14 protein-coding genes and 2 pseudogenes are annotated in these 18,683 nt (G+C 37.9%); 3 read left to right on the top strand and 13 right to left on the bottom strand.

Annotated elements, in window-relative coordinates; genetic code table 11:
• Positions 1-68 precede the first annotated feature (68 nt).
• Positions 69-2,945, bottom strand: coding sequence for an excinuclease ABC subunit UvrA (gene uvrA / locus ACLHDF_RS12165; RefSeq protein WP_413919079.1), 2,877 nt, complete (start codon positions 2,943-2,945; stop codon positions 69-71).
• A gap of 6 nt (positions 2,946-2,951) precedes the next feature.
• Positions 2,952-4,931, bottom strand: coding sequence for an excinuclease ABC subunit UvrB (uvrB, locus tag ACLHDF_RS12160; RefSeq protein WP_413919078.1), 1,980 nt, complete (start codon positions 4,929-4,931; stop codon positions 2,952-2,954).
• Between the two features lie 336 nt (positions 4,932-5,267).
• Here uvrB and ACLHDF_RS12155 point away from each other — a divergent pair.
• Both ACLHDF_RS12155 and ACLHDF_RS12150 read left to right on the top strand, forming a co-directional pair.
• Positions 5,268-6,472, top strand: a pseudogene (locus ACLHDF_RS12155) (sigma 54-interacting transcriptional regulator); the annotation flags it as partial.
• A 171-nt stretch (positions 6,473-6,643) separates the two neighbouring features.
• Positions 6,644-6,928: a helix-turn-helix domain-containing protein gene (locus ACLHDF_RS12150; protein WP_413919424.1), complete on the top strand. Its 285-nt coding sequence runs from the start codon at positions 6,644-6,646 to the stop codon at positions 6,926-6,928.
• A gap of 65 nt (positions 6,929-6,993) precedes the next feature.
• Here the strand turns inward: ACLHDF_RS12150 and ACLHDF_RS12145 are convergent, their stop codons facing one another.
• The 7 genes from ACLHDF_RS12145 to ftsE all read right to left on the bottom strand — a co-directional run bounded on the left by ACLHDF_RS12145 (position 6,994) and on the right by ftsE (position 14,296).
• Complete coding sequence (locus ACLHDF_RS12145) at positions 6,994-7,908, bottom strand: proline dehydrogenase family protein (RefSeq protein ID WP_413919423.1); 915 nt, start codon at positions 7,906-7,908, stop codon at positions 6,994-6,996.
• Between the two features lie 315 nt (positions 7,909-8,223).
• Entirely contained in the window at positions 8,224-8,454 is a 231-nt protein-coding gene (locus ACLHDF_RS12140; RefSeq protein WP_413919077.1) for a DUF2198 family protein, read from the bottom strand.
• A 20-nt stretch (positions 8,455-8,474) separates the two neighbouring features.
• A complete protein-coding gene (locus ACLHDF_RS12135) occupies positions 8,475-9,665 on the bottom strand; it encodes a PDZ domain-containing protein (RefSeq protein WP_413919076.1) in 1,191 nt (396 codons plus the stop codon).
• 162 nt (positions 9,666-9,827) lie between these two features.
• Positions 9,828-11,267: a S41 family peptidase gene (locus ACLHDF_RS12130; RefSeq protein WP_413919075.1), complete on the bottom strand. Its 1,440-nt coding sequence runs from the start codon at positions 11,265-11,267 to the stop codon at positions 9,828-9,830.
• A gap of 173 nt (positions 11,268-11,440) precedes the next feature.
• Positions 11,441-12,568, bottom strand: a complete 1,128-nt coding sequence (locus ACLHDF_RS12125; RefSeq protein ID WP_413919074.1) for a murein hydrolase activator EnvC family protein — start codon at positions 12,566-12,568, stop codon at positions 11,441-11,443.
• Between the two features lie 161 nt (positions 12,569-12,729).
• Positions 12,730-13,620: a permease-like cell division protein FtsX gene (ftsX, locus tag ACLHDF_RS12120; RefSeq protein WP_413919073.1), complete on the bottom strand. Its 891-nt coding sequence runs from the start codon at positions 13,618-13,620 to the stop codon at positions 12,730-12,732.
• The gene (gene ftsE, locus ACLHDF_RS12115) at positions 13,610-14,296 is read right to left on the bottom strand and encodes a cell division ATP-binding protein FtsE (RefSeq protein ID WP_014457812.1); all 687 of its coding nucleotides are present in this window, start codon (positions 14,294-14,296) and stop codon (positions 13,610-13,612) included. The genes ftsX and ftsE overlap by 11 nt, the downstream gene beginning before the upstream one ends.
• A 340-nt stretch (positions 14,297-14,636) precedes the next feature.
• On the opposite strand from ftsE, the pseudogene ACLHDF_RS12110 reads away from it, so the two are divergent.
• Positions 14,637-15,173: pseudogene (locus ACLHDF_RS12110) on the top strand (flavodoxin family protein).
• A 25-nt stretch (positions 15,174-15,198) separates the two neighbouring features.
• Here the strand turns inward: ACLHDF_RS12110 and cccB are convergent.
• The 4 genes from cccB to ACLHDF_RS12090 form a co-directional block, all read right to left on the bottom strand.
• Positions 15,199-15,516 carry a cytochrome c551 gene (gene cccB / locus ACLHDF_RS12105; protein WP_413919072.1) on the bottom strand — a complete coding sequence of 106 codons (318 nt, stop codon included), beginning with the start codon at positions 15,514-15,516 and terminating at the stop codon, positions 15,199-15,201.
• Positions 15,517-15,642: 126 nt separating this feature from the next.
• The gene (tatC, locus tag ACLHDF_RS12100; RefSeq protein ID WP_413919071.1) at positions 15,643-16,359 is read right to left on the bottom strand and encodes a twin-arginine translocase subunit TatC; all 717 of its coding nucleotides are present in this window, start codon (positions 16,357-16,359) and stop codon (positions 15,643-15,645) included.
• A gap of 59 nt (positions 16,360-16,418) precedes the next feature.
• Positions 16,419-16,637: a twin-arginine translocase TatA/TatE family subunit gene (locus tag ACLHDF_RS12095; RefSeq protein WP_221778369.1), complete on the bottom strand. Its 219-nt coding sequence runs from the start codon at positions 16,635-16,637 to the stop codon at positions 16,419-16,421.
• 29 nt (positions 16,638-16,666) lie between these two features.
• A complete protein-coding gene (locus ACLHDF_RS12090) occupies positions 16,667-18,415 on the bottom strand; it encodes an alkaline phosphatase D family protein (protein WP_413919422.1) in 1,749 nt (582 codons plus the stop codon).
• Positions 18,416-18,683: the final 268 nt, after the last annotated feature.

Below are 18,683 nucleotides of genomic sequence, written 5' to 3'. Positions count from 1 at the left end.
CATGTATTACGGTTTAATGAGTTAAAAAGTTTCACTCTTTATAAAAAAGACACCAATGCTGGTGTCTTTTAACGAGTTAATGCCTCTGCTTTTTCAACTTTTTTCTCCATACGCTTACGGTCGCGTTCTAAAATCGGTTTCAAATAATGGCCCGTATAGGATTCTTTTACTTTTGCGACTTCTTCTGGCGTACCCGTAGCTACAATTTGTCCACCTTTATCTCCGCCTTCAGGCCCTAAATCAAGTAGGTAATCAGCTGCTTTGATCACGTCTAAGTTATGTTCGATAACCAGAACCGTATCTCCATTTTCAACTAAACGCTGAAGTACTTTTAATAAGCGTGCGATATCATCGACATGAAGACCCGTAGTCGGTTCATCTAAAATGTACAGTGTTCTTCCTGTTGAGCGACGGTGAAGCTCTGAAGCTAATTTTACACGCTGCGCTTCTCCACCAGATAAAGTAGTAGCCGGCTGTCCAAGCGTAATATAACCAAGCCCTACATCGTAAATTGTCTGCAGTTTCCGCTTAATCTTTGGAATATTTTCGAAGAAGTGAAGCGCATCCTCAACCGTCATATCCAACACATCTGAAATGTTTTGATCTTTGTATTTTACTTCTAAAGTTTCACGATTATATCGTTTACCGTGGCAAACTTCACAAGGAACGTATACATCTGGCAAGAAATGCATTTCAATTTTAATAATGCCGTCTCCTCGACAAGCTTCACAGCGACCGCCTTTCACGTTAAAGCTAAAACGGCCTTTTTTATATCCGCGCACTTTTGCTTCGTTTGTTTGTGCAAATACATCTCGAATATCATCAAATACACCTGTATACGTTGCAGGATTCGAACGAGGCGTACGACCTATTGGAGACTGATCAATATCAATGACTTTATCTAGGTGTTCAACGCCTTTGATTTCTTTATGTTCTCCTGCTTTGCTTTTTGCTTTATGCAGTTTTTGTGCTAATGTTTTGTGAAGGATATCGTTTACAAGCGTACTCTTGCCTGATCCAGATACACCTGTAACAGCCATAAATGTACCAAGAGGAAGCTTAGCTTTTACATTTTTTAAATTGTTTTCTTTTGCTCCTATAATTTCAATCATCCGATTTTTATCTATCGATCGTCTTTCGGCTGGAAGAGGAATAAACTTCTCTCCTGACAGGTATTGACCCGTTAAAGAGTTTGCATCATTCATCACTTCCTGAGGCGTGCCTTGGGAAACAACCGCACCCCCATGTACGCCGGCTCCTGGTCCAATATCAATTAAATAATCAGCTGCCATCATCGTATCTTCATCATGTTCTACAACAATTAACGTATTTCCAATATCGCGCATATCTTGCATCGTCCGAATTAAGCGGTCATTGTCGCGTTGATGAAGACCGATAGAAGGTTCATCTAAAATATAAAGAACCCCCGTTAAACGAGAACCAATTTGAGTAGCTAAACGAATGCGCTGCGCTTCCCCTCCTGAAAGAGTTCCAGCAGAGCGGTTCAATGTTAAGTAATCAAGTCCCACGTTAATAAGAAAGCTTAGACGCTCACGAATTTCACGTAGTATCATATCCGCAATCTTCATGTCTTTTTCAGATAAACTGAGACTGTCAAAAAATCCATATGCTTCTTTTACTGAAAAGCGCGTTGTATCTCCTATATGCTTTTCGTCAATAAGCACCGCTAAGCTTTCGCGTTTTAAGCGATTTCCTTTACATTTTGGACAGGCTTGCTGAGCCATGTACTTTTCCATTTGCTCACGGATATAATCTGAACTTGTTTCATGATAACGACGCTCTACGTTCCGAAGTACGCCTTCAAATTCGATATGATTTTCTCTTACTTGACCAAAGTCGTTTTCATAACGAAAATAGATTTTTTCTTTACCGCTGCCATATAATACTTTATCAAATAAATGTTCCGGGATATCTCGAACCGGCACATCCATATCAATACCGTAATGTGTACATACGGCTTCGAGCAGCTGCGGATAGTATTGAGAGCTCGTTGGCTCCCAAGGTGCAATTGCGTGTTGGCGAAGTGTTAAATCATAGTTAGGAATGACTAAATCTTTATCCACTTCTAATTTCGTTCCTAACCCGTCACACGTAGGACACGCACCGTACGGGCTATTAAATGAAAACATACGAGGCTCAAGTTCTCCAATAGAGAATCCACATTTTGGACAAGCATGATGCTCACTAAAAAGTAATTCTTCTTCACCTATCACGTCAATAATTACTTTGCCATCTCCAAGGCGAAGAGCTGTTTCTAAAGAGTCCGACAAACGAGCAGCAACACCTTCTTTTACAACAACGCGATCAATCACTACTTCAATTGAGTGCTTTTTATTCTTTTCGAGTTCAATCTCTTCTGTTACTTCACGCATTTCTCCATCTACTCGAATACGAACGTACCCTTCCTTTTTTATATCTTCTAATACTTTTACATGGGTCCCTTTTCGGCCGGATACCACAGGGGCCAGCACTTGAAGCTTTGTTCGTTCAGGGTACTCTAAAATTCTATCCACCATTTGCTCAATCGTTTGAGACGTAATTTCAATCCCATGATTAGGACAAATTGGCTTTCCTACACGAGCAAACAAAAGGCGCAAATAATCATAGATTTCGGTCACAGTTCCGACGGTTGAACGAGGGTTTCGGCTCGTTGTTTTTTGATCGATTGAAATAGCAGGCGATAACCCTTCGATTGAATCTACATCCGGCTTATCCATTTGACCTAAAAACTGTCTTGCATACGCCGAAAGCGATTCAACATAACGTCTTTGTCCTTCTGCATAGATTGTATCGAAAGCCAAAGAAGATTTACCAGAACCTGATAACCCTGTTAACACAACTAATTTGTCCCGTGGAATTTCAATATCAATATTTTTTAAATTGTGGGCTCGTGCACCTTTTACCACGATTTTTTCCATCGCCATGTTTTATCACCCTTCCGCTTTTAATTCTAGAATCAAGTCACGAAGTTCAGCTGCACGTTCAAAGTTAAGTGCTTTGGCTGCTTCTTTCATTTCTTGTTCCATTTCTTCTATGAGCTTTGCTTTTTCTTTTTTGTTGAGCTTATCAAATGCCGGTGCTTCTTCGTACGTTTCTGTATCTTCTGCTACCACTGTCGCACGAATTGAGCCTCGAACTTCTTTTTGAATTGTTGTCGGCGTAATGCCGTGCTCTTCATTGTAAGCTTCTTGAATACTTCTACGACGCTTTGTCTCATTGATCGCAATGTCCATGGAGTTCGTAATGCGATCTGCATACATAATGACATGTCCATTAGCGTTTCGCGCAGCACGTCCGATAGTTTGAATAAGCGATCGTTCTGAACGCAAGAATCCTTCTTTATCCGCGTCTAGTATGGTTACTAACGAAACTTCCGGAATATCTAAACCTTCACGGAGCAAGTTAATTCCTACAAGCACATCGTATTTTCCAAGCCGCAGTTCTCGGATGATTTCAATACGCTCGAGCGTCTTCACTTCAGAGTGAAGATATTGAACTTTAATACCGATTTCTTTTAAGTAGTTCGTTAAATCCTCAGACATTTTCTTTGTTAACGTTGTAACTAGCACTCGTTCATTTCGCTTAATCCGCTCGTGAATTTCCCCAATTAAATCATCAATCTGCCCTTCAATTGGTCGAACTTCAATATTCGGATCTAATAATCCCGTTGGCCGGATAATTTGTTCAATCACATCAGGTGCCTTCTCAAGTTCGTAAGGACCCGGCGTTGCTGAAACATGGACAATTTGGTTGATGTGCTGTTCAAATTCATCAAATTTAAGCGGGCGGTTATCTAACGCAGACGGCAAACGGAAACCGTGATCCACCAACACTTGTTTACGCGCTTGGTCTCCATTGTACATCCCTCTAACTTGAGGAATTGTCACGTGGGATTCATCCACAACAAGAAGGAAATCTTCAGGGAAGAAATCCAGTAGTGTATAAGGTGTAGAACCTGCCGGACGAAGCGTCAAATGACGAGAATAGTTCTCGATTCCTGAACAAAAACCCATTTCTCTCATCATTTCTAGGTCGTAGCGCGTGCGCTGTTCCAAGCGCTGCGCTTCTAAAAGCTTGCCTGCTTCTTTTAACTTCTCTAGCTGTTCTTCTAGTTCTTTTTCAATATTTTGAATGGCAACACGCATTTTTTCTTCCCTCGTGACAAAGTGAGATGCCGGGAAGATAGCGACATGTTCACGATCTCCAATAATTTCTCCTGTTAAGGCATCGACTTCTCGAATGCGGTCAATTTCATCACCGAAAAACTCAACGCGAATACAGTGTTCATCTCGAGACACCGGAAAAATCTCAACAACATCACCGCGAACGCGAAACGTTCCGCGCTTGAAGTCAATATCGTTTCTTTCATACTGTACATCCACTAGCGTGCGAAGCAGCTGATTGCGCTCTTTTTCCATACCTACTCGAAGAGATACGACCATTTCTTTGTATTCTTCTGGAGACCCTAATCCATAAATACAAGACACGCTGGCAATAATAATGACATCTTTTCGTTCAAACAGAGCAGAAGTTGCCGAGTGACGAAGTTTATCAATCTCATCATTAATGCTTGCATCTTTTTCAATAAATGTATCTGTTTGAGGTACATAAGCCTCAGGCTGATAGTAATCATAGTAACTGACAAAGTATTCAACTGCGTTATTAGGAAAAAACTCTTTAAATTCGCTGTATAATTGACCAGCAAGCGTTTTGTTATGAGCCATAATTAATGTTGGCTTATTTATTTCCTTAATAACATTAGACATCGTGAAGGTTTTTCCCGTTCCTGTAGCACCTAACAAAACTTGATGCTGCTTACCTTCTTTAATTCCTTTTACAATCTTTTCGATTGCCTTTGGCTGATCACCTTGCGGTTGATATGCGGATACTAATTCAAACTGATCTTTCAAATGAAGGCCTCCATTTCCATTTTCTTGTTTTATCTATTTTTTATTACGATATGTAAAAACCGAAAACACGAACTGATATTCGTATTTTATCACTTTATAGTCATAAATGAAACCAATGAGTATTAATCTTATATAGTGTTTGTTTGTTTTTATTTTTTACCCTGTTACTTTATTACCCACTAAATTCTTATACTACCCTTTTCGAAGGGAATACAACTCTTTGGATGAAAGCAATACAAGAGAGTAAGCTGCGCAATTGTTTGAAAAAGATAGGATTTTGCGCCAATTTCTAAATTATGATACATTATAAAAAATATGTACTGAGAGGGGTTTAGTATGGCAAACGTTGATCAAGTTCTTATAAATAACTCCTTTAAAATAGTTGAAGAATCGACTTCTTTAGCTAAAGTGAAATCTGAACTTTCAAGCTATGATTTCGTTATAGTCACAGCAAGTACCTTTTATGTAATACAAAAAAATGAACGATACCTTTTAACAGGTCATGACGAGGCATCTTCCATTAAGCAAGTAATAGCGGATACAAATTGGCCTTCATCTTCTACTTCTACGTTAGCCAATTTACAAGCCAACACAAACTGGAACAGACCAGTCCTCATTCAAGCAGAAAATCAAGAAACCACAATAGGACTTGTAACACCTTCGCAGTGGATTACACATTTGCATAGCCAAAATGAGATATTAGCTTCCTATTTTGATACATTGGCAGAAACCATTAACGATGCAGTGACAGCGGTTGATAATGAAGGAAATGTAATCTTGTGGAATACTGCTGCGGAACATACGTATAAGATTCAGAGAGATGATATTATTGGCAGAAAAATCGGAGAGCATTTCAAAGACGAATCCATCATTCTACATACGATTCTAAATGAAGGACGCCCTGTTCGCGGAACGTATCATCGTCCTAATGAACAAACTCACGTGCTCATCAATGCATCACCTATTGTAAGAAATAATCGAGTCATAGGAGGAGTCGCCACCGAACATGATATTACCAATATTGTAAGGTTAAATGAAGAAATTGATGTGTCTCTTCTCATTCCGAAAGATAATCCATTTTCTTCTTTTACGGGTATCAGTCCTGAAATTAAGCAAGCCGTTGACATTGCCAAAAAAGTGGCATCTACAGATATGCCTATTTTATTAACAGGAGAACCTGGTTCGGGAAAGAAATGCTGGCTCAGGCCATTCATTACGGGGGCTCTAAACATAAAGAACCATTTTTATCTTTAAATTGTGCCACTATTCCATCTGGACTTCTGGAAATTGAGCTCTTTGGCCATCAAAAAGATGTCTTTTCAGAGGATCCAACGACCATTGCGGGAAAACTAGAGCAGGCTCATAATGGCACATTATTTATTGAGGAAATTGATAAAATGCCTCTTGAAATTCAAGTTAAGTTTTTCCGTTATCTGGAAGAACGATCCTTTTATCACGTTGGAGGCACTGAAGAAATTCAAGTACAAACGCGAATTGTAGCCTCTACAACTACACCTTTGGAAGAGTTGCTAAAGGCCGGTGAATTTCATGAAAACCTTTACTATTTGCTGACCGTTATTAACATTATTATTCCGCCGCTTCGAGACCATAAAGAAGACATCGAAGCATTGACTCAGCAGTTCGTACAGGAATTTAGTAAAAAGTATAAAAAGAAAGCTCCTTTCATCAGCTCTGAAGTTCTCGAAGCCTTTATGCAATACGATTGGCCAGGCAATATTCGTGAGCTGAGAAATACGATTGAACGAATGATTTTTCTAAGTGATCAATCGTTGATTAACCTTACGCACCTTCCTGACAACCTGAAGGATGCAAGTTCTTTTACAGAAATTCAAAAAGAAGAAGATTCTCTCCAAGAAGCTAGGCTAATAGAAGAGACTCTTCAAAAAACCTATGGAAATAAAAGTGCAGCAGCAGATTTACTTGGCATCTCACGCGGCACGCTTTATAACAAAATTAAAGAATACGGATTAAACTAATTAAAACATTCGACACGAAGCTAAAGGTGATCGTGTCGAATGTTTTGATTTTCCTTGGACTAAACTTATTTAGATAAGTTTTTCAACACGAACCATACGTTGGCGGGACGCTCCGCTAAGCGTCTCATGAAATACCCAAACCAATCGATGCCGTAAGGAACATAAACCCTTATTTTATATCCTTCTTTTACCAAACGGTCCTGCAGTTCTACGCAAATTCCATAAAGCATTTGGAACTCAAATTGATCATTTGAAATATCATTTTCTCTTACTAATCGCTTGGTGTACTGAATCATTTCTTCATCATGACTTGCTACAGCTGTATAGTGTCCATTTAATAAATGCATTTTAATTATTTTTTTATAGTTTTCATCTACGTCTTTCTTTTCCTCAAATGATACTTCTGGTGATTCTTTATAAGCTCCTTTTACCAGACGTAAATTGGCTTGATATTGATGTAAGTCTCTCATATCTTGTTCTGTACGATAAAGATACGCTTGAATTACAATTCCAACATTATCGAATTCTTTGGATAATTCTTTATACATATCAAGAGAGATCTGGCAGTGCAAGTAGTCTTCCATATCAATTCGAACAAAAATATCGTTCATCCTGGCCATGTGTAAAATTCTGCGCATGTTTTCCATACAAAGTTCTTTGCTAATATCCAACCCTAAAGAAGTCATCTTTAATGACAGATTTGATTGAACGCCCGATTCTGCAATGGCTTCTAATGTCTGAATACACATGGCAGTAGATAACCTGGCTTCTTCTTCTGTAAAAACGAATTCTCCTAAATGATCGAGTGTAACAACTTTTCCACAATTGTTAAGCTCCTTAGATGTTTGAATTGCCGATTCAATTGAGTCTCCAGCTACAAAACGAGCTGCCCCCATCCGCAATCCATACTTTTTAGCTAATTTATTCATTGAATGGTTTTTGCCAAGCGACTGAAACATTGTTCTCATTAATACTTCCATCAATACTAAACCTCCTTTTATTTTTTAAATTCAGGAATAAACTAAATTTTCAGATTAATATCTTTATTTTTCTATACCCCAATCACACTTCTGTACACTTATTCGAAATAATTTAATACATAATTGTTTAAATGTATTTATTTTTAAACATATTTGTATAATAAATTTAATTATCTCACTTATCAATTGAACCGTAACAATATTTTCATGAGTTCTAACTCGTTTTTGACATAAAAAAGCTCTCCACATTTTTGTAGAGAGCTTTTTTGTACATTTTAATAAAAATCGATTAACTTATCATCAAAGTAATAATCTTTATTTTTTAGCTTCCAGCATGTCTTTTGCATACACAAAACCGATGGCTGCTGAAAGTAAATCTATTAAAATAATAAGTGGATAATCTGCGTACCCTTTATATACAGAAACAGCTATCAGCAAAATCGTCAGTGCTGCTGCAACATATAAGTTATATGTTACTCTAGCAAACAGAACAAGCAACATGGCGGGTAGAAAAACTGCGGCAATCGTTTTGATCTCCACACACATTTCTCCTTTTCATCCATCTTTTAACCAGCTTGTGAATCACGTTTTGTATAATTGTGTACAAACAAAATACCTAGTTCATGATGTTCGTTGTCATACAATGCTCGCTGAGTAAATCGAACTTCTCCATTTTCGTCAATAACTTCTAGCTTACAAAAAGCACGGTTATTAACTTGTAATGCTTCATAAAATTTATGCACTTCAGATATGGCGATTCCATTTACCTTAATAATCACTTCTCCTACTTTCAAACCCATTTTCTCTGCCGGAGAATGAGGGATGACTCCTAGTACAACCAAACCTTGTGTACGCTTAGTAAACAGAGCAGGAGCTTTTTCATCGCTTCGACGCTGCTGCAAACGAATCCACTCTCTTCCTATAATCGCCAGAAGAACAACAGCTACAGCCGCAAGAGAATAAAAAATCGCAGCAATCGTAATCACCGTTAATCCTACGCCTAATGCTAATACACGCTTACCTGTAAATTCAATGGATTTAAACGGCACCATACTTTGAATTCGCTGATAGAAGCCGATAGCAAAAGGAACAAAAAACAAGCTAAACGATGTCCCGTCAATAGATAATACAGGCCACCATGGAAGCACAGACGTAATAGCGCTGCCTGGAATTAAGACAAAAAGCGGGACTACCCATAACTTTTGAGAGTAATGAGCTCCAATTTCCTGCCCTCTTTTACTTTTTACAATGGCTGGAGACGTACCTTTTGCTCCAAACTTCCAAATTAAATATCCTTCTGCTAATACAAGCAGAGACATTAAAATAGTAAGAGAAGGTAAATCTGCGTTATGAGCTTGTACAGACCAAGTTTGAATAAACCCTTCACCGAAACCAGATGCAGGGATAAGCAAGGTTGCAAGAACAGCTAGTCCTATCGTATAAGAAGGAGAAAGCCATTTAAACGTCCAAGGGCCGCTTACGATAAAAGTTAAAACAGCTACAAGTACAATTGTTCCTATAGATACATAGACACCTAGCAACACGGTAACAACGGATAAAATCAACCCAATAACGATACCTGGAAAAAATAAATATTTTGCTTCTAAAATAAAATCAAACACGCGAACATGAAAATTCTGACGCTCTCTCTTGACGCGAGAAAGACCTACAAAAAACGAAACGAGCAGAAATAAATAAGTTAACGGATGTAAAAACAAACGCCCGATACCTTTTAAGAGCTCTAATGCAAAATCCATTTTTTCACCACCTGTATTTTTCACATTTTTATTACAACATTTACGATTGATTGTTATGTATCATAGGCTTCTTTATTTTATCAAAATGAATCACTAACCGACAATGTTGTTTTTACTAAAAAAGTTCCGTGCTTTGGAAAAGCACGGAACTTTTTCTATTTCTTATTGACTAGCTAACTTTAAAGCTGTTTGAAGCTGACGATCTTCATCTTTTGATTTGATTTTTTCTAACAGTTTTGTTTGTAAAAGCGCTGCTGTATCTTCATCGATTTCACCTGTAGCTTTTTGCTTATTGGCTTTTTGGAATGCTGTTACAGCTGTTTCTGTCTCTTTACTAAAATATCCGTCTGTACGTCCAGGTTCAAAGCCAAGGCCTTTTAGCATAACTTGAGCATTTTTCACTTGGTCACCTGTCGTATCACGTATTAATGGCTTTTTATCAACTTGGATTGGATTTGCATAATAATAATCCGGCTGCTTGACTTCCACCGTTGGTTTTATACCTTTTTCGTTAATCCAGTTTCCATCAGGCGTTAGCCATTTATAAAAAGTCAATTTTAAATTACTGCCGTCTTCCATTGGAACAGCTTGTTGAACCGTTCCTTTTCCATATGATTTTTCACCTACTAGCTTGTATCCTCCTGCTTCTTTTAATGCCCCGGCAAGAATTTCAGAAGCCGATGCACTTCCTCCATCAATCAAGGCCACAATTGGATAATCTTTTTGCTTTTTCATTGAAGAAACCACTTTTTGACGTTCTCCGTTACGATCTTCAATTTGAATATATGGTTTTTTATCCGTTACTAATTTGTCGAGCATTTTTTCAACGCTCGTTAAATAGCCACCAGGATTTCCACGAACGTCTAGAACTAATCCATCAATATTTTTATTTTCAAGTTTCTTCAACTGTTTCGTAAATTCGTCTCCCGTTGATTCAGAGAATGACGTAATTTCCATGTAACCAATTTTTTTATTGTTTACATTTTTAACAGAAGAATAGACGGTTTCAATTGGAATCTCATCTCTTACAACTTTCACTTTCATCGTTTCTTTCACGCCTGGTCGTTGAACATCTAATGTCACGGTAGAGCCTTTTTTACCGCGAATTTTTAATACAGCTTCATTTAATTCAAGACCTGCGATACTTTTACCGTCAATCTTTAAAATTTGATCATTTGGTTTTAAGCCTGCTTTTTCCGCAGGAGATTGTTTAAATGGAGATACAATTGTTACTTTTCCATCTACCATGCTCACTTCAGCGCCAATTCCCTCGAACGATGAATCAAGAGACTGCGTGAATTGCTGTGCCGTTTTCTTATCCATGTAAGATGAGTGAGGGTCCCCTAAGGTTTGTACCATTCCTTGGATTGCACCATCTAATAACTTTCTGTCATCTACATCTTTGTAATATTTTGAAGATATCAGTTCATAAGCTTGCTTGATTTTGTCTAGCTCTTCCTTTTCCACTTTACTATCATTTGAAGAAGTTGTAAGGGGCGTACTGACCGTTCCAGCATTTGCATACTGAATGCCAAAATATGTACCTGCTGCTCCAACAACTAAGGAGAGTGCCATTAATAGTGCAACGATTTTCCGATTCAAGTTCTTTCATCCTCCTCAACCTTAAGCCATCTCTTCTTATTATAATGGATACAATCAAAACTATGTAATAAAAAGGATGCATGTGTTATTTGTAGCAAAAGGCACCACACAAATCAAGTGCGATGCCTTTTTGTTAAACTATATGTTGAGCTTGTACCACGTATGCTAGGAACTTAAAATTTAATATAACTTTCAGGGTTTACAGCAGAGCTTTTGCCTTTCCAATCGCCTTTATGCAATTCAAAATGCAGGTGAGCACCGAATGAATGCCCTGTGTTTCCTATATAACCTAATTGTTGACCTTTGTTAATAGATTGACCACTCGAGACGCTGTAGCTCTCTAAATGAGCATAAACTGTAACCCAAGTCTGACCGTCTACATTATGACGAATAAATACGGCATTACCAAAAGAAGAAGATTGATATGCTCTAATTACTTTTCCGCTTGCTGCGGCTACAATTGGAACACTTTCTCCTCGCTTTCCAATATCAATACCGTAATGTCCTCTTCCAAACGTTTCTCGATAGCCAAAATGAGACGTTACCGGGCCTTTTGCCGGCCTCATAAACGAACCGCTTGTGACAGTAGGTATCTCCTCTGCTGTCCCGGCTTCTTCATTAAATTCTTTGTCCTGATCTCTGAGCGTCTGCATGAGCTTATTCTTTTCGCCTACTTGTTTTTGCAGCTTCGCGCGAAGGTTTTTAAGCTCTTCAAGCGCTTGATTTACTTCAGTTAACTTGTTTTGCACTTTCGTTTCTTTCAATTCTTTTGCCTGTTTATCCGCTTCATGCTGCATTAACAAGTCGCGGTCAGCTCCTACAATTGTCGACACCGCACTCATTCTGCTAATAAAGTCTCCGAAACTTTCAGAGCCTAGCAGTACATCTATGTAATCCACAGACCCACCGTTTTCTTGTAAAGCACGAGCACGTTTTTTTAATAGCTCATTTCGTTTTTCAATCCTTTTTTTTACAACGTTAATCTCGTTTTTAAGCTTTTCGATGTCTCGCTTTGCTTGTTCTACTTCAGCTTCACGACTGTGGATGTCTGCATTCGTTTGTCCGACTTCCGAATCCAGGCGCGTAATCTCAGCTTCTTCACTCTTTTGTTTTTCTTGAACTTCTTTTAATTTCTCTTTATTTTGATTAATATCTCGGTTCACATCATTACTTTTTTTCTCTAAATCACTGAGTTTAGTAGTGCTAGCATTTTCTGCATAAGCAATTTTTTCATTGCTTGTCCAAGCTGCACTTAGTCCTACTAAAACTGCTGCTGTCATTACTAATGTCTTACGTGTCATTTATTTCTCCCCATTTGCACATATTTCCCTGTATAAAATGGGCATTAGCAAGATCCCCATTAGCACTTTTTTCTATTTTTATGTGTAATTACACAACAACCTCACATTTGATAAACATCAAATGTGAGGTTGTTGTAATCTATTATGTTAAAAATCTATTCTTATTTTCGTAAGAATTTACGGATGGATAGTGTACTTCCCCACATCCCAATTAGACCACCGATTACTAGTAACAATAGCGATACTTGAAGCACGAATGGAAATGCTGGTAAAAGTTCAAAGAATCCATCAAACCTAGGTTGAACTTCATTATATAAAACACTGTACACGCCGATAATAACAGCGATTGGCACAATAGAACCAAGCACCCCTAAAAACAGACCTTCAATAAAGAACGGCCAACGAATAAAGGAGTTTGTGGCTCCCACTAAGCGCATAATTTCAATCTCTTCACGGCGAGCTACAATCGTAATTTTAATAGTATTTGAAATGAGGAACATCGCTGTAAATAGAAGCCCTAAGATCAGTACTACCCCGATGTTACGAGCTACTTTCAACACTTTAAATAACTTTTCAACTTGATCTTGTCCGTACTGAACTTTTGCCGCATACGGATATTTCTCAATTTGTTCAGCTACTTTTGCGACATCAGTCGGCTCTTTTGTTTTAACAACAAATACATCATTTAATGGATTTTGTTGTTCAAACGGTTCAAATGCCTGTCCTTCATCACCCATACTATTAATTAAATCTTTTAACTCTTTATCTTTAGAAGAAAACGTCACCGTATCAACTTGCTTAATTGCATCTAGCTTTTCCTTCATAGCTTTTCGGTCATCTGCTGTCGCTGCAGCGTCAACGTGAACGCGAATTTCTACATCATTTTCAATCAATTTAGCAATATGATTTAAATTCATCATTAACATAAAAAATACGCCTACAAGTAAGAGCGTCACGGTAACCGCACTTGCAGATGCGAATGTCATCCAGCCGTTTCTTCCTAAACTTTTAGACCCTTCACGTAAGTGGCGACCGAATGTTCTAGCCTTCATATCCGTATTCACCTCTTACTTCATCGCGTACAACATTTCCATTTTCAATCGCAATTACGCGCTTTCGAATTGTATTTACAATTTCACGGTTATGTGTTGCCATTAAAATAGTCGTGCCGCGTTTATTAATCTCCTCAAAGATATCCATAATTTCCCATGAAGTTTCCGGATCAAGATTCCCTGTCGGTTCGTCGGCGATGACAACCTTAGGACTATTCACAATCGAACGCGCGATAGACACACGCTGTTGCTCTCCTCCTGATAGTTCATCAGGAAAAGAATCCATTTTACCCTTTAACTTAACAAGCTCTAGTACCTCTAGCACTCGCTTTTTAATTTCTTCGGGACTTTGCTCAATTACTTCTAGTGCAAAAGCAATATTTTCATAGACCGTTAATTTTGGAAGCAGCTTGAAATCTTGAAAGACTACACCGATATGACGTCTAAAGATAGGAACTTTGCTATCTTTTATTTTTGCTACATTTGCACCGTTTACAATGATATTACCTGAAGAAGGCTTTTCTTCACGGTACATCATTTTAATAAAAGTGGACTTTCCTGCTCCACTTGGTCCTACGATATAAGCAAACTCACCTTGATTAATCTTGATGCTAATGCCATTGATTGCTTTTACACCGTTCGGATATGTTTTATATACATTTTGCATTTCAATCATAAGTAATCACCTAATCAAGTGTGTTATTTTAATACTATGTAAAACTTGTCAAAATACGACAAAACTCTACAATCCAAACCAAAAATTCGACTCTTCTCATGCGCTTTCTCATTATAACATCACTCTTCGTGAAAATAAGCCCCAAAAATATTACATTTTTATTTCAAATATGACAAAAGTAGGATATTTTTAGCAAGGGATGAGAATTTATCCTTATTTTTATTTTGTTATTTTTTGCTACCCATTTGTTTCTTACGAGTATCGTTAGACAGAGCACCTTCATATCTACTTTTGTACAAACAAGGTATGATAAACAAGAAAAAAGATGAGGAGAGATAACATGATCACCATTTATGGAAGTTCACGGGAAAACGGAAATACAGAAGAATTAGCTAAAGCAGTCTTAAAAGGCATCAATACTGAAGAGGTTTACTTACGTCAGCATACCATTCATCCTATTACTGATATGCGTCACGATGAACATGGATTTACTAATCAACAAGATGATTATTATGATATAGCGAAAGAAATGACATCCCACGACACTATTCTATTTGTTACACCTCTCTACTGGTACGGTATGAGCGGATTGATGAAGAACTTTGTGGATCGTTGGTCTGAAAGTCTCAGAGATTCAACAATTAATTTTAAAGAACAAATGAAAAATAAGCGCGTTTATGTATTAGTAGTGGGAGGCACAGGCGCATCTGTAAAAGCCCTTCCTCTTATTATGCAATTTCAATACATTGTCGATTTTATTGGTGCTTCCTTTAACTGATACATTATTGGAGAAGCAAATGCACCTGGCGACATAGCTAAAGATACCAATGCTCAACAGCAAGCTATTATCTTAAACCAAGAATTAAAACAGCTTTAACACAAAAATAAGACGGATATCCGTCTTATTTTTTCTTTGCTAACCAAGCAGCAACTTTTTTAGCATCTTCCTCATTAATTAGTGCTTTCGGCATACCGCCTTGACCATCGTTAATAATGTTTTCAATTTCAGCTTCTGAGTGTTCGCTGCCTACCTTTTGCAAGCTCGGTCCATTCGCTCCTCCTAAATCTACTCCGTGACAGCCTGTACAGTTTTTCTTCACAATATCTTCTGCACTCGCTGAAGATTCACTACCAGCAGATTCATTTTTAGAAGTTTCTCCTCCGCATGCAGACAAAACAAGCGCTAGACCGATTGTTAACGTCAGTAATATTTTTTTCAAGCCTTCTCTCCCCCTTGCTGTAGAGTTTTCACTCTATTATAACCTACTCCAGAATGTTTAAAACACTCTGTTTACAAGGACTTTGTTTCAATTTCATGAATTCTCTTATCACATTTATAGGTATTATTATGCAATCGCTTCGTTCCCTAAACGTTTTTTGTATACTACGCGTGAAATTGTCACACTGAGCTCGTATAAAAGAAGAAGCGGAACAATTACTAAAATATCCGAAATAAAGTCAGGAGGAGTAATAAGTACGGATATCACAATTAAAGCAAAATAAGATAGCTTCCTTGCTTTAGCTAATCTTAATGGATTTAGAACCCCTAAGCGCGTTAAAAATAAGACAACTAAAGGCATTTCAAATAAAAAACCAAATGGCAAACACAAATTAAGCATAAAACGAAAATAATGCTCAGCCGTAAACATCAGGGAAAACTGGTCATTCGACAGGCCTGTTAAAAACGCTAAAACCATTGGAAATAAAACAAAATAACCGAATCCCAATCCGCTTACAAACAAGAAAAAAAAGAGTGGAATGAAGGTAATCATAACCTTATATTCTTCCTTTTTTAATCCCGGTGAAACAAAGCGAAATACTTGATATGCAGCTACTGGAAGCATAAAAGCAAGTGCAAAAACGAATGCAATCACCATATAAATCCATACGATTTCACTTGGTCCAAGTACAGCAAGCTTGCCGTCCAAATCTTTCACTAGCCACTGATAAATATCTTGTACAAATATAAAGCTAAAAATAAGTAAAACTATAAATGCGCAAAGCGTTTTAATAATACGAATCCGCAATTCTTCAAGATGCTCCATCAAACTCATTTCTCCCATCGTCTATTTCTCCTTTCTGACAAGTAGAAATAGACGAGTTTCCTCGTCTACTTCTTTACTTACAGGGTTGATTTATTCTCTTTTTGTTCAGAAACAGTTGCTGCCTGCTTTTCTTTGACACTTTCATCATCTGATACGAGCCCTTTTGCAGCTCCTTTAAATTCCGTTAGCGTTCGTCCAAAAGCTCGTCCAACTTCCGGCAGCTTAGACGGTCCAAAAATAATTAACGCAATGACTAAAATAATAACCAAACCAGGAATTCCAATATTGGAAAACATACTTGTCCCCCTTTCTTTTACTTAGATTTTTACTGCTCTACCTTTCCCTTCTTCTTCAACTCTTGTTTTTCATGTGCTCTCCCGTGTGCCCTCACACGATCTTCTTCTACTTCTTTAGAAATCTTTAATCCACGCGGTACGTTATTCACTTCAACTTCCGTCATACCTTTACCATCTTTTTTATATTGAAAAGAAGCTCGAGTTGAAATTTCCGCACCGGGCTCCGTTACAAAAGGCACAACGCGATAATCAGCTTGCCATAAATCAGGAGTTACCGTACACCTTACATATCCTCTGTAATCATTAAAGAATGTGAGATGCGGGTTTTGGCTTAAAATTTTATCCGTATCAGCTCGTTTATCTGCTCCGTTCCCTCCAGAAGTGATAGAGGTGCCGACGAACTCTGCACCAATAATTCTTGAATTAAGATTGACAAAATCCGTGTATAAATTAGAAGCCCAGTTAGCGTGTACGTCTCCAGTTAGTACGATGATGTTGTCCAATTTTTTCTTTTCAATAAAATCAATAACACGCTGACGATTCGCCGTATAACCATCCCATGCATCCATGCTGTATGTAGGCTTAGCTTCCGTTCCAAATTTTCTTGGTGCAAAGAAAATTTGTTGAGCTAATACGTTCCAATGACATACTGACTTTTCAAGATTAGTAAAAAGCCATTTTTCTTGTTCACTCCCCAATAGCGTACGTTTAGGATCAAGAGATTCTGGAGTTTGCGGCTTTGTTCCGTCTCCGTTTGCTTGATCATCTCTGTATTGACGCGTATCCAACACTTGAAAGGAAGCTAGTTTCCCATATGAGAAATCACGATATAATCTCATATCCGTTCCGTGAGGCAAAGATGTTTGACGCAAAGGCATATGTTCGTAATAAGCTTGATAAGCTGCGGCGCGGCGTTGAATAAATGCTTCTACTGATTGGCCTTTTTCAGGAATTACATTTGCATAATTGTTTTCTACTTCATGATCATCCCACGTCACAACCCATGGAAAAGCAGCATGAGCAGACTTCAAATTAGCATCTGACCTGTACTGGGCATGCCTGTTTCGATAATCTTGAAGCGTTTGAATTTCTGCGCTGCTGTGAGTACGAACGTTTCCACTTGCAGCCACATACTCATTTGGCCCATATTCATAGATGTAATCGCCCAAATGCACTACAAAATCCAATTGTTCCTTAACCATATGCTCATAGGCTGTGAAATAACCATGTTCATACTGTTGACACGAAGCGAACGCAAACGTCATTCTGTCTACTTCTACATTTGCTGAAGGAAGCGTTTTGGTTTTTCCAACTGGGCTTAACTCATGACCGCTTTTAAATCGATAATAATAAATATGGCTTGGCTTTAATCCTTTTACGTCAACGTGAACAGAATGAGCAAGTTCAGGTCTAGCCATTTCTGTTCCTCTTTTGACAATTCGATGAAAGTCTTCATCTGCAGCAAGCTCCCACTTTACCGGTACGGGTTGATTAGGCATCCCTCCGCCATTTAAAGGGTCCGGCGCTAATCTTGTCCAAAGGACGATGCTATCTGCTAAAGGATCTCCTGATGCGACGCCTAGAGTGAACGGATAATTTGAAAATTTAGGCGCTGCAGCGGAAACATCTACTGTATTTAAACCTATAGATTGAGCAATTGTTAAGCCAAGAGATAATCCCGCTACTTTTCCAGCTCCTTGTAAAAAACGCCGTCTATCAAACCCCTTACTCGAAGAAAAACTATTCTGTTTTACTTGTTCTATTAATTCATTTAACAATTTATTTTCCACTGGATATGCCCCTCCCTCTTGATTTAGCTCAAATTATACAAGCTGTTTGTAAAAGAGGTATAAAGGATTGTAAAGAGAAACCTACTGTGAATCAGGTATTTTTAACCATTTTATTTCATTGACAAAATAAGAGTCCTTACGACAGCGCCTTTTAAATTTCTCCATTTTCTTAATTTTCTATCTAAAAATAGTTCTTTAAACTCAATTTTCTTTATCCAAATTTTACAAAGTTCTAACAACTAAAAAAGCAGCATAC

The organism is Priestia megaterium, assembly GCF_046599315.1.
GTDB classification, from domain to species: Bacteria; Bacillota; Bacilli; order Bacillales; family Bacillaceae_H; genus Priestia; species Priestia megaterium_F.
Note: the sequence above shows the minus strand (reverse complement) of the source record. Positions and strands in the feature narration are given on the sequence as shown.

Excerpts from the sequence above, each read along its gene's own strand:
- uvrA (WP_413919079.1), bottom strand. The coding sequence starts at position 2,945 with ATGGCGATGGAAAAAATCGTGGTAAAAGGTGCACGAGCCCACAATTTA.
- ACLHDF_RS12150 (WP_413919424.1), top strand. The coding sequence starts at position 6,644 with ATGCAATACGATTGGCCAGGCAATATTCGTGAGCTGAGAAATACGATT.
- ACLHDF_RS12145 (WP_413919423.1), bottom strand. The coding sequence starts at position 7,908 with ATGGAAGTATTAATGAGAACAATGTTTCAGTCGCTTGGCAAAAACCAT.
- ACLHDF_RS12140 (WP_413919077.1), bottom strand. The coding sequence starts at position 8,454 with ATGTGTGTGGAGATCAAAACGATTGCCGCAGTTTTTCTACCCGCCATG.
- ACLHDF_RS12135 (WP_413919076.1), bottom strand. The coding sequence starts at position 9,665 with ATGGATTTTGCATTAGAGCTCTTAAAAGGTATCGGGCGTTTGTTTTTA.
- ACLHDF_RS12125 (WP_413919074.1), bottom strand. The coding sequence starts at position 12,568 with ATGACACGTAAGACATTAGTAATGACAGCAGCAGTTTTAGTAGGACTA.
- ftsX (WP_413919073.1), bottom strand. The coding sequence starts at position 13,620 with ATGAAGGCTAGAACATTCGGTCGCCACTTACGTGAAGGGTCTAAAAGT.
- ftsE (WP_014457812.1), bottom strand. The coding sequence starts at position 14,296 with ATGATTGAAATGCAAAATGTATATAAAACATATCCGAACGGTGTAAAA.
- tatC (WP_413919071.1), bottom strand. The coding sequence starts at position 16,359 with ATGGGAGAAATGAGTTTGATGGAGCATCTTGAAGAATTGCGGATTCGT.
- ACLHDF_RS12095 (WP_221778369.1), bottom strand. The coding sequence starts at position 16,637 with ATGTTTTCCAATATTGGAATTCCTGGTTTGGTTATTATTTTAGTCATT.